Raw genomic sequence first — 13,647 nt, 5'->3', positions numbered from 1 at the left:
CACCGCGCGACTGAGTTGCGCGCGGCGCGGTCGCGAAACGGATCGCCGCGGCTCGCCCCAGTCGCACGGTTGTTCCTGGCGGGGGCGCGCGGCGAGCTGGTCAGCCGTGAGCTACCTGCCCGCGCACCCTTGCTCGATCACTCGAGCGAGTGAACCTGCCGTTCGATACCCACCCGGTTCTCGGTCGGGCCGCGCTGTCGATCCATTCGCCGCGCCTGACGTGGAGCGCCTGCGGCACGTGCTCCGGGTCGCGTACGCAGAAAATGGCTCGCCGTGCCGGTGCGGCGGAGCGGGCGCACGTTCGGTGCTGTTGACGAAGCGGTCTGTGAGCCGCTACGCGGGGCGGAGCCAGACCGCGCTGTGCGGCGCGAGCGTCACCGCGGCCGAGGCCGGCCGGTCGTGCCACGGCTGGTCGGTCGCCGTCACCTCGCCCAGGTTGCCGAGGCCGGAGCCGCCGTAGTCCGCGGCGTCGGTGTTGAGGATCTCCAGCCAGCGGCCCGCGTGTGGCAGGCCGACCCGGTATCCGTCGTGCGTCGACCCGGAGAAGTTGTAGACGCAGGCCACCACGGAGCCGTCGGAGCCGTGGCGCAGGAACGCCAGCACGTTGTTCGTGTGGTCGTTCGCCTCGATCCAGGCATAGCCGCCCGGGGTGGTGTCCTGGCTCCACAGGGCGGGGTGGGCGCGGTAGACCGCGTTCAGGTCCCGCACCAGCGCGCTGATGCCCTGGTGCAGTGGATTGTCCAGTTCCTGCCAGTCCAGGCCGCGATCGTGCGACCACTCCCGGAACTGGCCGAAATCCTGGCCCATGAACAGCAGCTGTTTACCCGGGTGGGCCCACATGTAGGCCAGCAGCGCCCGCACACCCGCGGCTCTGGCGAAATCGTCACCCGGCATCCTGGTCCACAGGGTGCCTTTGCCGTGCACGACCTCGTCATGGCTGATCGGCAGCACGTAGTTCTCGCTCCAGGCGTAGACCAGCGAGAAGGTGACCTCGTTGTGGTGCCAGGAGCGGTGCACCGGGTCGCGGCCGAGGAACCCGAGGGTGTCGTGCATCCAGCCCATGTTCCATTTCATGGTGAAGCCGAGACCGCCGACGTCGGTGCCACGAGTGACGCCGGGCCAGGTGGTGGACTCCTCGGCGATCGTCACGACGCCGGGATGGTGGCGGTGCAGGGTCTCGTTGAGATCCTGCAGGAAGTCGACGGCCTCCAGATTCTCCCGGCCACCGTGCACGTTGGGCTCCCACTCGCCGTCGGCGCGGGAGTAGTCGAGATAGAGCATGGAGGCGACCGCGTCGACGCGCAGGCCGTCGATGTGGAATTCCTCGATCCAGTACCGGGCGTTGGCGACGAGAAAGTTGCGCACCTCGTGCCTGCCGAAGTCGAACACGTAGGTGCCCCAGTCGAGTTGCTCGCCCCGGCGCGGGTCGGCGTGTTCGTAGAGCGGGGTGCCGTCGAAGCGGGCCAGCGCCCACTCGTCGCGCGGGAAGTGCGCCGGGACCCAGTCCAGCAGGACGCCGATACCCGCCGCGTGCATCCGGTCGACGAACGCGCGGAAGTCGTCCGGGGAACCGAATCGCGCCGTCGGCGCGTAGTAGGAGGTGACCTGGTAACCCCACGATCCGCCGAACGGATGCTCGGCGATGGGGAGCAACTCGATGTGGGTGTATCCGGCGGACTGCACGTACTCGGCGAGCTGCTCGGCCAGCTCGCGGTAGCCCAGGCCGGGCCGCCACGAACCGAGGTGCACCTCGTAGACACTCATCGGGGCCCGGGTCGGGTCGGTGGACGCGCGGCGCTCGAGCCACGCGCGGTCGTCCCAGGCGTGATGGCTTTCGGTGATCACCGAGGCCGTCGCCGGTGGGTGTTCGGTGGCGAAAGCCAGCGGGTCGGCGTGGTCGACGCTCCGTCCGTCGGCGCCGTGCACGCGGTACTTGTATTTGGCGCCGGGCCCGACGTCCGGAACGAAGACCTCCCAGATCCCGGACGAGCCCAGCGCACGCATGGGCGCGGTGTGGCCGCTCCAGCCGTCGAAATCGCCGATCACGGTGACGCCGCGCGCGTTGGGCGCCCATACCGCGAACGACGTGCCCGACACGTCCCCGTCGAGGGTGGTGTAGCGGCGCGGGTGCGCGCCGAGCACGTCCCACAGGCGCTCATGGCGGCCTTCGCCGATGAGGTGCAGGTCGAGTGGGCCCAGCGTGGGCAGGAAGCGGTAGCCGTCGGCTGCGACGATAGTCTGGCCGCCCGGATAGGTCGTCACGACGCGATAGTCCATGATCTCCGGGTACGGCAGCACCGCCGCGAATACGCCGTGGCCCACGAACTTCAGCGCATGGTCGACGCCGCCGACGCGCACCGACACGGTTTCCGCGTGCGGGCGCAGCACCCGGACGGCGGTGCCGTCGGGATGGGGATGCGCGCCGAGCACGGTGTGCGGGTCGGCATGGGTGCCTGCCGCGAGCAGCATGAGGTCGCGCCGTTTCATCGCAGCGTCCTGCGGTAGGCCAGCTCGGTGCGCGCCTGCTGCGACACCGGAGGCAGGGTGATGATGTGCGCGGCCGCACGCGCGGGGTCCAACCGCACGTAATTGGTCTGCGCCCAGTGGTATTCCTCGCCGCTGACCTCGTCGTACACCACCGGATGGTCGTGCCACTCGCGGCCGATCGCGGGCAGGTCGAGCGAGAGCATGCCCCACTCGGCCCCGTACGGGTTGAGGTTCACCACGACCAGCACCGCGTCGCCACTGGCGGGGTCGATCTTGGAGTAGGCGAGCAGCGCGTCGTTGTCCACATGGTGGAAATGCAGGCAGCGCAGTTGTTGCAAGGCCGGGTGGGCCCGGCGGATCTCGTTGAGTCTGGTCAGCCAGGGCTCCAGCGATTCGCCGCGCGCGAGCGCCTCGGCGAACGGGCGCGGCCGCAGCTCGTACTTCTCCGAGTCGAGGTACTCCTCGCTGTCCGGACGCACCGCCTGATGCTCGAACAGTTCGAAACCGGAGTAGACGCCCCAGGTCGGTGCGAGGGTGGCGGCCAGGACGGCCCGAATGGCGAACATGCCCGGCCCGCCGTGCTGGAGGCTCTCGTGCAGGATGTCCGGGGTGTTCACGAAGAGGTTCGGACGGGCCTCGTCGGCCTTGGCGGCGAGTTCCTTGCCGAACTCGGTCAGCTCCCACTTGGCCACTCGCCAGGTGAAATAGGTGTAGGACTGGCTGAATCCGCGCCGGGCCAGCCCGTAGAGCCGGGCCGGCCGGGTGAACGCCTCGGACAGGAAGATGACGTCCGGGTCGGTGCGCCGCACGTTCGCGATCAGCCACTCCCAGAAGTCGGCGGGCTTGGTGTGCGGGTTGTCGACGCGGAAGATCGTGACGCCCAGCGCGATCCAGTGCCGGACCACGCGCAGCACTTCGGCGTAGAGGCCGTCGGGATCGTTGTCGAAGTTGACGGGATAGATGTCCTGGTACTTCTTCGGTGGATTCTCCGCGTAGGCGATGGTGCCGTCGGGCAGGGTGGTGAACCATTCGGGGTGCGCCTGCACCCACGGATGATCCGGCGCGCATTGCAAGGCGAGGTCGAGCGCCACCTCGAGGCCGAGCCGCCGCGCCGCCGTGACGAATTCGGCGAACTCGGCTTCGGTGCCCAATTCCGGGTGCACGGCATCGTGGCCCCCGTGTCTCGAGCCGATCGCCCACGGCGAGCCGACGTCGCCCGGCTCGGCGGTGAGCGCGTTGTTGCGGCCCTTGCGGTTGACCTCGCCGATCGGGTGGATGGGTGGCAGGTACACCACGTCGAAGCCCATGGCGGCGATGCGCGGAAGTTCTTCGGCCGCCGTGGCGAAGGTGCCGTGGACCGGCTTGCCGGTGGCGTCGCGTCCGCCCGTGGAGCGGGGGAAGAACTCGTACCAGGAGCCGTAGAGCGCGCGGTGCCGTTCGACCAGGACGGTGTGCTGCGGCCCGCGGGTGACCAGGTCGCGCAGCGGCGTGGCGCGCAGGATCTCGGCGACGTCCTCGGTGAACGCCGGGGCCACCCGTGCGGGCAGTTGGTCGTCGCCGCGCAGGGCGGCCGCGACCGCGCGCAAGCGCTCGAACTGCCGCTTCGGGACGGCCTGGGCCGCGCGTTCGAACAGGCGGGCGCCCAATTCCAGGTCGTTGGCCAGATCGGCGGCGCTCTGCCCCACGGCCAGCTTCGCCTCGATCGCCGATCGCCAGGTCGCGATCGGATCGCTCCAGCCTTCGATGCGGTAGGTCCACGCGCCGGGCGCGTTCGGGGTGAAGGTCGCGTTGAAGACGTCGGGCTCGTAGTCCGGCGTCATGCGGACGCGGATCGGTCGCGACGCGCCGGGCGCGCGGACGACCAGTGTGGCGGCGACCGCGTCGTGCCCCTCGCGCCACACCACGGTGCGCACGGGGAAAACCTCGCCGACCACCGCTTTGGCGGGCCGGCCGCCGGGGATGGACGGGGCAGTGTCATCGATAGCGATGCGGCCGGTCACGGGACCAACCTACCGGTAGCCGGGCGTGCGGATCGGATCAGCGAGCTTTTCGTTCGCCGCCGAGGCTCGCCGCCCTGACCTCTGAGCTGGGTGTTCGACTCAGCGCGCGTCGGCGGCGAGTCCGAGGCCGAGGGCGACCAGGATCGCGCCGAGCGCGCGTTCGACGCGCTGCCGGATGCCGGTGCGGCGCAGCAAGGCGCCCGCACGGTCGGCGACCACGACCACACCCACGCACCAGGCGGTGTCGACCACCAACTGGATGAGCGCCAGAATCACCACGGTCGACAGCACCGGACCGTCGGACGGCAGGAATTGGGGAAGGATCGTCAACCCGAAGACCGCCGCCTTCGGGTTGGCCGCGATCGAGAGCAGCGAGGCGCGGAAGGCGGCCGCGGGCGTGCGACCCGCGGGGAGCATCTTCGTCATCGCGCCGCCGAACTCGTCGCCGTCGCGCGCCCCTCGCCATGCCTGCACGCCGAGCCAGATCAGGACCAGCGCGCCGATGACGTGCACGGCCGTGTTCATGGCTCGGTTCGCGACGAGCAGCACGGACAGCCCCGCCCCGCCCGCCAGCGTCCAACCGAGCACGCCGATTTCGTTTCCGGCCACCGCTGCCAGACCCGCGGTGCGCCCGTCACGCACAGCGCGCTGCACGAACAGGGCGGTTGCCGGTCCCGGCAGTGCGGCGAGGAGCAGGCAGGCCGGTAGGAATTGCGGAAGAACCTCGACCCAGTGCGGCATCAACCGATGCTGTCACCCCGGCCCTGCTCAGGCCACACATTTCCGTCACCCCGTTCGGTGACGATGGCAATTCACGGTCGGGGAGACCGTGAGAGGCCCGGGCGGCCACGGCCGAAGAGCTGTGCGCGCGTGGCCACCTGGGTGCTCACCCTGCCACTCCGAAGCGCAGCGAGCGCTACGGCATGACCACGCACGCCATGCCGAGGTTGATTCCGTCGCCCACCGTCATCGCCGGCGAGGTCCACACCGGCCCGGCGCCTTGCACAGCGGAAATGGTGTGCTGCCCGGCAGCGTCAGGGATCCAGGTGGTGGTGGCCTGGTTGCCGCTCACCGGTGCGGGGTTCGGGGAGAAGGTGCCCGCGGCGCTGTCGGAGAACTGGACGGAATCGGCGGAGGGGATGTTGTCCACCGTGGCCGTCACCCGGTATTGGCAGTTGGTTCCGTAGTTCCCGAAGCCGAGACTGATGCCTTGGGCCGAGTTCGCCGTCGCCGTAGTGACGGCGGCCCCGGCGGCGGGTGCGGCGAGAACGAGTGCAGCCGTGACGGCTCCGAAGCCCGTGATGGCCGCTCCAGCGCGCGACCAGCGCACATCGCGGGCGCGATTTGGGTGTGCAGTCATCCACATCTCGATCACTCCCGTACTGATTCGGTTTGGTGCGGCCGGTTGGTCCGCACAGCTTGTGGGTTTGCCCCGCGTTCCGGAGTTCACAAGCGAGCGCGGGTCTCGATCGGGTAGCGGGACCGGCGGCGCCGGGCGCGTCACGTGGCCGTTCCGTGACGGTAGAAAGCGTTACGCCAGATCGGGCGCGCGGCCTTCTTCGGCGCGCTCGATCACGAAACACGCTGGTCGGAAGGTTGTTCCGGGTCGTGGTCAGGCAGGGCGGGCGCCGTGGGTGCCGTGTAGTTTCTACCCAATGAAGGCATTGCGTCGATTCACCGTCCGTGCCCATCTGCCCGAGCGTTTGGCGGCCCTGGGTGAGCTCGCCACGAATCTGCGGTGGTCCTGGCACCCGCCGACGCAGGACCTGTTCGCCGCGCTGGATCCGCGGCGGTGGCAGGAGATGGGGCACGATCCGGTCCGGATGCTCGGCGAGGTACCCGCGGCGCGGCTGGACGAGCTGGCCGCCGACCCCGGCTATGTCGCTCGTGTCGACGCGGCGGCGGCGGATCTGCGCGATTACCTGGAGGCGCCGGGCTGGTTCCAGCGCAGGGCCGGGGAGGAGGGCGTGCGCGGCATCGCCTACTTCTCGATGGAGTTCGGCGTCACCGAGGTTCTGCCGAACTACTCGGGTGGTCTGGGCATCCTGGCCGGTGACCACCTCAAGGCCGCCTCCGACCTGGGCATACCGCTGATCGGTGTGGGCTTGCTGTACCGCTCGGGGTACTTCCGGCAGTCCCTGACGGCGGACGGCTGGCAGGCCGAGCACTATCCGGCGCTGGACCCGCAGGGCCTTCCGCTGCGGGCACTCACCTCCGCCGGGTCGCCGGTGCTCATCCACGTGGCCATGCCCGACCGCAGGGTGTTGCGTGCGCGGGTGTGGATCGCGCAGGTCGGCCGGGTTCCGCTGTTGCTGCTCGACTCGGACATCGCCGAGAACGATCCTGAGCTGCGCGCGGTCACCGACCGGCTCTACGGCGGCGACCAGGAGCATCGCATCCGCCAGGAGATCCTGGCGGGCATCGGCGGGGTGCGCGCGGTGCGGGCGTACACCGCGTCGGCCGGACTGCCCGATCCCGACGTCTTCCACATGAACGAAGGTCACGCGGGTTTCCTCGGCGTCGAGCGCATCCGCGAATTCGTCGCGGCCGGACGGGATTTCGATTCCGCGCTGGCCGCCGTGCGGGCGGGCACGGTGTTCACCACGCACACGCCGGTCCCGGCGGGCATCGATCGGTTCCCGATGCCGATGGTGCGCCGCTACTTCGGCGGCGCGCACGGCGAATCCGAATCCGCGCTGCTGCCCGGCCTTTCCGTGGACCGCATCGTGGCGCTCGGCCGGGAAGCCGATCCCTCCGTCTTCAATATGGCGCACATGGGTCTGCGGCTCGCACAGCGCGCCAACGGCGTCTCGAAGCTGCACGGCGAGGTGAGCCGGTCCATGTTCGCCTCGCTGTGGCCGGGCTTCGACCCGGCGGAGGTGCCGATCGGCTCGGTCACCAACGGTGTGCACGCCACCACCTGGGCCGCGCGGGAATGGGTGGACAAGGCGCGCGAGCACATCGGCGCGGAACTGCTCGAGGAGGGGCGCGGCTGGGAACGCTTGCGCGACGTCGATCTCACCGAGTTGTGGTCGACCCGCAATACCCTGCGCGGCATCCTCGTCGACGAGGTGCGCCGCAGGGTGCGCGCGTCCTGGCTGGAGCGTGGCGCCGCGGAGGCCGAACTCGGCTGGGTGAACGGTGTCTTCGACCCGAACGTGCTGACCGTCGGGTTCGCGCGCCGGGTGCCGACCTACAAGCGCCTCACCCTGATGCTGCGCGACCCGCAGCGGCTGCGCGCCCTGCTGCTGGACCCGCGGCGGCCGATGCAGCTGGTGGTGGCCGGCAAGAGCCACCCCGCCGACGACGGCGGCAAGGCGTTGATCCAGCAGGTGGTCCGCTTCGCCGACGATCCCGAGGTGCGGCACCGGATCGTCTTCCTGCCCGACTACGACATGTCGATGGCTCGCTACCTGTACTGGGGCTGCGACGTCTGGCTGAACAACCCGCTGCGCCCGCTGGAAGCGTGCGGCACCTCCGGCATGAAGTCCGCGCTGAACGGCGGCCTCAACCTCTCCATCCGGGACGGCTGGTGGGACGAGATGTACGACGGCGAGAACGGATGGGCCATTCCGACCGCGGCGGGCGTCCGTGACGAGCACCGCCGCGACGACTTGGAGGCGGCCGCGCTCTACGACGTGTTCGAGCGTGCGGTGGCCCCGCGCTTCTATGAGCGCGACGCCGCCGGGATGCCGGTGCGCTGGGTCGAGATGGTCCGCCACACTCTGCAGACCCTGGGACCGAAGGTCCTGGCTTCCCGGATGGTCCGCGACTACGCGGTGGAGTACTACGCTCCCGCCGCCGCGGCGTATCAGCGGGCGACGGCCGACGATTTCGCGGTCGCGGGCGCCATCGCCGAGTACCGCCACCGGGTGGAGTCGGCGTGGCCCGCGGTGAAGGTGATCCAGGTGGACAGCGCGGGCCTGCCGGATACGCCGGTGATCGGCGCGCGGCTGGCACTGGCCGCGCGGGTGGAACTCGGCGGATTGAGCGTGTCGGATGTGGTGGTGCAGGCGGTGCTCGGCCGGGTGTCGGCGACCGACGACCTCTCCGACACCACGACGGTCCCGATGACGCACAGCGGGTCGGACGGCGGCGCCGAGCTGTTCACCGTGGACACCCCGGTCCCGCTCTCCGGAGCGGTCGGCTACACCGTGCGCGTGCTGCCGCACAACGACTTGCTGGCCTCCGACGCCGAGCTGGGCCTGGTCTCCGCCCCGAGCGCCTGAGGCCGGTGGCGCTGGTCACGGTGCGGCCGTCGCGAGTTGCCCCTGGCAGTGAACCGTCGGCTACCGTGCCCTGGCACGCCCGAATCGTTCTCGACTGGAGTCACCCATGGTCACCGACGTTCTGCACCGGACCCGAGGACGCCTCGACGGGTACTTCGGGGTCCGGTCGGCAGGCTCTACCGTCAAGCGCGAACTCATGGCGGGAACGGTCACGTTCCTCGCCATGTCGTACGTGCTCGCGGTCAACCCCGCGGTGCTCGGTGATCAGGGAGCGCTGGGCGACAAGGGCATTCCCATGCAGGCGGTGTTCACCGCCACGGCCGTCGCGGCGGTGTTCGGCACGCTGGTCATGGGATTGTGGGCCCGGTATCCGATCGCGCTCGCGCCGGGTATGGGGCTCAACGCGTTCTTCGCGTACACGGTGGTGCTCGGCATGGGGATTCCGTGGCAGGTCGCGTTGTCGGGCACGTTGCTGTCCGGCGTCATCTTCTTCGTCCTCGCCGTGACGAGGATCCGCGAGCGCATTCTCGATGCCATCCCGATGCAGTTGAAGCTCGCGGTCGGCGCCGGCATCGGATTGTTCGTGGCGTTCCTCGGCCTGAAGAACGCCGGGATCGTGGTGAACAGCGACGCGACGCTGGTCACGCTGGGTGACTTCACGAAGGGCACCACGTTGCTCGCGCTGTTCGGGCTGCTGGTGACCGTGGTGTTCCTCGTGCGGGGCTGGCACGGCGCGGTGCTCTACGGCATCGTGCTGACCACGATCGTCGGCATCGTCAGCGGTTTGGTCGACCTGCCCAAGGGCGTGTTCGCCGCGCCGAAAGGGCTCGAGCAGACCTTCGGTCAGGCTGTCGTCCATCTGCCCGACGCGTTCACCGGCCAGATGGCCGTGGTGGTGCTGACCATGCTGTTCGTCGACTTCTTCGACGCGTCGGGCACGCTGATCGGCGTCGCGAACCAAGCCGGTCTGCTGGACGAGGACGGCAAACTGCCGCGTGCCGCGAGCGCGCTGGCGGCGGATTCGGTGGGCACCATGGCGGGCGCCGTGATCGGTACCTCGACCACCACCGCCTACGTGGAATCGACGGCGGGCGTCTCGGCGGGCGGCCGGACCGGGTTGACCGCGGTCGGCACGGCGGGCTGGTTCCTCGTCGCGATGTTCTGCTATCCGATCTTCGCGGTGGTCGCGGGCTCCGCCGAGGTGACCGCGCCCGCGCTCATCGTGGTCGGCATCCTGATGGCCCGCGCGCTCGGCCAGATCGACTGGAATCTTCTGGAGTACTCGGTGCCCGCGTTCATCACTGTCGTGATGATGCCGCTGACGTACTCCATCGCCAACGGCCTGGCCATGGGCATGCTGCTGTACCCGGTGGTCATGGCGGCGAAAGGCCGGTTCAGGGAAGTGCATCCGGCGATGTGGGCCCTGATGCTGGTGTTCCTCGGCTACTTCTTCTTCCTCGCGGAGTAACCTTCCGCTCGCTTGCGCGCTGAACCATCCTTGCCACCGGACCGTGGAATAAGACCGAGGGGTTGGGCAGTTGGGCCTCTTGATGAAAGAATCGGACCGCAGTCCGCTTCTTTGCGGAGGTAACGATCATGTCCGAGCACGACTTGCAGGGATGAGGACCAGCATGACCATCAAATCCGTACTGGAACGACGCGGCACCGACACCGGGTTGGACGGAATCTCCACCGACATCGGCCTGCTGATCGTGCGAGTCGTCTTCGGCGGCTTGCTCGCGGCGCACGGGGCGCAGAAACTCTTCGGCTGGTGGGGTGGGCCCGGCCTGCAGGCCAACGCCGACGGCTTCGAGCAGATGGGTTACAACCCGGGCAAGGTGTTCGGGACGCTGGCGGGCCTGACCGAACTCGGCGGCGGGCTGCTCCTGCTGCTCGGCCTGCTCACGCCATTGGCTGGAGCGATCGTGCTGGGCACGATGATCAACGCGATCAACGTCACGTGGTCCATGGGTCTGTTCGGCGGTTACGAAATCGGCCTGCTGTTCGCGGTGGTCGGTGCGGCGCTGCCCTTCACCGGGCCCGGCAAGTTCTCGTTGGATGCCGGGCGCCCCTGGGATCGCCACGGATTCGTGTGGGGTGCGGGTGCGCTGATCCTCGCGGTTGTGACGGGCGTGCTCACGCTGATCCTGAAGTGGGCGCTCTGAGCCTGCGGCACAGCCGGATTCGCGGCGCGGTGACCTCGGTCGCCGCGCCGCGGTCGTTTGTGTCCTTCGTCATGTCACACCTCGGAGTGCTGGATCGTCGTCGTGATGTTGCAGCACTTGTCGACCGAGCGAGGAGAAATGATGGGCGTCGAAATCAGCAACCCCGGTGAACTGCACGATCCGACCGGCTTCGGTTACAGCCACGTGGCAGTGGCGCGCGGTGAGTTGGTGTTCATCGCGGGGCAGTACGACTCGGACGCCGAGGGGCGCACCACCAGCACGGAATTCGCGGTTCAGGTGGACAACGCGTTCGCCAACCTCGGAATCGCCCTGCGCTCGGCGGGATTGGACTTCGCGGACGTGGCGCAATTGCGGACGCATATCGTCGACCACGATCTGGACAAGCTGGCCGTGCTCGGCAAGAAGATCGCGGCGATCTGGGGTGAGCGGCCGCCCGCGCAGACGCTGACCGGCGTGGCCGCGCTCGCGCTGCCGGGCATGCTGTTCGAGGTCGACGCGGTGGCCGTGCGCGGCTGAGATACCACGGTGGGGCCGGGGCCAGGTGATGGCCCCGCGCCGCGTGCAGGGCTTGGCGCGGGGACCGGTCGGTACATTCGGTGCGGGAATTGGGGGTACACCGAAGTACCGATCCATAATCTACTTCCGTCTGGAAGTAGATGCCGGGAGGTGTGTTCGGTATCACACCGTGGCGGCAGCCGCGAGCCTGCGCAACGCCTGTACCACGACCTCCGGGTCGGCCGTCTCCCAGTACGGCGGCAGCGACGCGCGCAGGTATCCGCCGTAGCGGGCGGTGGCGAGGCGGGAATCGAGGATGGCGACCACGCCCCGATCATCGACGCTGCGCAGCAGCCGGCCGGTGCCCTGGGCGAGCAGCAGGGCGGCGTGACTGGCGGCCACGGTCATGAACCCGTTCCCGCCCCGCATCTCCACGGCGCGTTGCCGGGCCGCCAGCAGCGGATCGTCCGGGCGGGGGAACGGTATGCGGTCGAGGATCACCAGGCTCAGCGATGGCCCGGGCACGTCGACGCCCTGCCACAGCGACAGCGTGCCGAACAGGGAAGTCTCCGGGTCGTCGGCGAATTTCCGGACCAGCGCGCCCGTCGAGTCGTCACCCTGGCACAGCACCGGGGTCGGCAACCGGTCGCGCAGTGCGTCGGTGGCGGCGCGGGCCGCGCGCATCGAGGAGAACAAGCCGAGGGTGCGCCCGCCCGCCGCCGTGACGAGCCGCTCGATCTCGTCCAGGTAGGCCGGCGCCAGCCCGTCGCGGCCCGGCGCGGGCAGGTGCTTGGCGACGTAGAGAATGCCGGACTTGGCGTGGTCGAACGGCGAGCCGACGTCGAGCGAGCTCCAGCGCACGGTGTCGGCGTCCGAGGGCGCCTGCGCGCCGTTCGCGGTGGCCGGATCGGTGCGATTGCCCGACTGGGCCGGCAGGCCCCAGGTGAGCGCGAGCCCGTCGAACGAGCCGCCGATCTGCAACGTGGCCGAGGTCAGCACGACGGTGGCGGTGCCGAAGAGCCTGCTGCGCAACAGCCCGCCCACCGACAGCGGCGCCATCCGCAGCGAGCGGCGCGCGACGCCGCGGATCTCGTCGGCGGCCAGCCAGATGACGTCACGCCGGGCGGCCGGGTCGGGCTCGTCGAACGCCGTGAGCGCGCGGACCGCGCTGTCGTGCACCTCATCGATCGCGGCCAGCGCCATGTTGCGGGCGGCGGAGGTCTCCGGATCACCCTGCGGGGTGCCGCTGCCCTGCGGCGCGAGCGCGGTGCGCGCGTTCCACGCGGCGTCGCGGATCAGGGCCAGCACCGGGGCGACGCCGTCGGGGAGGGTGTCCCAGCGAGTCGCGGGCAGCTCCTCCAGCACGGTGTGCCATGCCTCGGCGGCGCCCTCCAGGCGATCCACCTCCTGCTCATCGATGAGCTTGGCGCAGCGGCGGGCGGCCGCGCTGATCGCGGCGGAGGCCAGTTCGGCGGTGGCCACCCCGGTGACCCGGTCGACCAGTTCGTGCGCCTCGTCGATGACCACCACGTCGTGTTCGGGCAGCACCTGGATGCCGCTGATCGCGTCGATGGCGAGCAGCGCGTGGTTGGTCACCACCACGTCGGCCTGCGCCGATTCGGTCCGCGCGCGCTCGGCGAAGCAGTCCTGGCCGAACGAGCAGCGCGACTTGCCCAGGCACTCCCGCGAGGACACGCTGACCTGCCGCCAGGCGCGGTCGCTCACGCCGGGGGCGAGTTCGTCGCGGTCGCCGGTCTCGGTGTCGGAGGTCCATTCGTTGAGTCGTTGCACTTCGCGCCCGAGGCGGGAGATCGCGAACGCGTCGAACAGCTCCGCCTCGGCCGGCTCGTCGGGCAGCGCGCTGTTGATCTTGTTCAAGCACAGATAGTTGTTGCGGCCCTTGAGGATCGCGAACTTCGGCGTGCGCCCCAGCGGGGCACTCAGCGCGTCGGCCAGCCGGGGCAGATCGCGATCGACCAGCTGACGCTGCAACGCGATCGTCGCGGTGGAGACCACCACCGTGCGGCCGGTGCGCACGGCGTGGCGCAGGCTCGGCACCAGATATGCCAGCGACTTGCCGGTGCCCGTGCCGGCTTGCACCGCCAGATGCTCCTTGGTGTCGATCGCGTGATCCACCGCCGCGGCCATCGTCACCTGCCCGGCGCGCTCCTTGCCGCCGAGCGCCTGCACGGCGGTGGCCAAAAGGTCGGAAACGGGCGGCAGTTCGGGCACGCGAGCAGCCTACTCGGC

9 protein-coding genes are annotated in these 13,647 nt (G+C 69.8%); 4 read left to right on the top strand and 5 right to left on the bottom strand.

Annotated features, from left to right (window positions below; genetic code table 11):
* Positions 1-333: 333 nt before the first annotated feature.
* The 4 genes from glgB to LTT66_RS05960 all read right to left on the bottom strand — a co-directional run bounded on the left by glgB (position 334) and on the right by LTT66_RS05960 (position 5,847).
* Positions 334-2,487, bottom strand: coding sequence for a 1,4-alpha-glucan branching protein GlgB (gene glgB / locus LTT66_RS05975; protein ID WP_233065016.1), 2,154 nt, complete (start codon positions 2,485-2,487; stop codon positions 334-336).
* Positions 2,484-4,487, bottom strand: a complete 2,004-nt coding sequence (locus tag LTT66_RS05970) for an alpha-1,4-glucan--maltose-1-phosphate maltosyltransferase (protein WP_233065014.1) — start codon at positions 4,485-4,487, stop codon at positions 2,484-2,486. Before LTT66_RS05970 ends, glgB begins: the two co-directional genes overlap by 4 nt.
* Before the next feature lie 99 nt (positions 4,488-4,586).
* Positions 4,587-5,228, bottom strand: a complete 642-nt coding sequence (locus tag LTT66_RS05965) for a LysE family translocator (protein ID WP_233065012.1) — start codon at positions 5,226-5,228, stop codon at positions 4,587-4,589.
* Positions 5,229-5,403: 175 nt separating this feature from the next.
* Positions 5,404-5,847 (bottom strand): hypothetical protein, encoded by a 444-nt coding sequence (locus LTT66_RS05960; protein ID WP_233065003.1) that lies wholly within the window; start codon positions 5,845-5,847, stop codon positions 5,404-5,406.
* A 295-nt stretch (positions 5,848-6,142) separates the two neighbouring features.
* Here LTT66_RS05960 and glgP point away from each other — a divergent pair, with 295 nt between their 5' ends.
* The 4 genes from glgP (at position 6,143) to LTT66_RS05940 (ending at position 11,418) form a co-directional block, all read left to right on the top strand.
* Positions 6,143-8,716, top strand: coding sequence for an alpha-glucan family phosphorylase (gene glgP / locus LTT66_RS05955; protein ID WP_233065001.1), 2,574 nt, complete (start codon positions 6,143-6,145; stop codon positions 8,714-8,716).
* Positions 8,717-8,822: 106 nt separating this feature from the next.
* Positions 8,823-10,184: an NCS2 family permease gene (locus LTT66_RS05950; RefSeq protein ID WP_195103388.1), complete on the top strand. Its 1,362-nt coding sequence runs from the start codon at positions 8,823-8,825 to the stop codon at positions 10,182-10,184.
* A 163-nt stretch (positions 10,185-10,347) separates the two neighbouring features.
* Complete coding sequence (locus LTT66_RS05945) at positions 10,348-10,881, top strand: DoxX family protein (protein WP_233064999.1); 534 nt, start codon at positions 10,348-10,350, stop codon at positions 10,879-10,881.
* A 138-nt stretch (positions 10,882-11,019) separates the two neighbouring features.
* Complete coding sequence (locus LTT66_RS05940) at positions 11,020-11,418, top strand: RidA family protein (RefSeq protein WP_233064997.1); 399 nt, start codon at positions 11,020-11,022, stop codon at positions 11,416-11,418.
* Positions 11,419-11,580: 162 nt separating this feature from the next.
* Here LTT66_RS05940 and LTT66_RS05935 read toward each other — a convergent pair whose 3' ends face one another.
* Positions 11,581-13,629, bottom strand: a complete 2,049-nt coding sequence (locus LTT66_RS05935) for an ATP-dependent DNA helicase (RefSeq protein ID WP_233064995.1) — start codon at positions 13,627-13,629, stop codon at positions 11,581-11,583.
* Positions 13,630-13,647 lie beyond the last annotated feature (18 nt).

Source organism: Nocardia gipuzkoensis, from assembly GCF_021183645.1.
In the GTDB taxonomy this organism is placed as follows: Bacteria; Actinomycetota; Actinomycetes; order Mycobacteriales; family Mycobacteriaceae; genus Nocardia; species Nocardia abscessus.
Note: the sequence above shows the minus strand (reverse complement) of the source record. Positions and strands in the feature narration are given on the sequence as shown.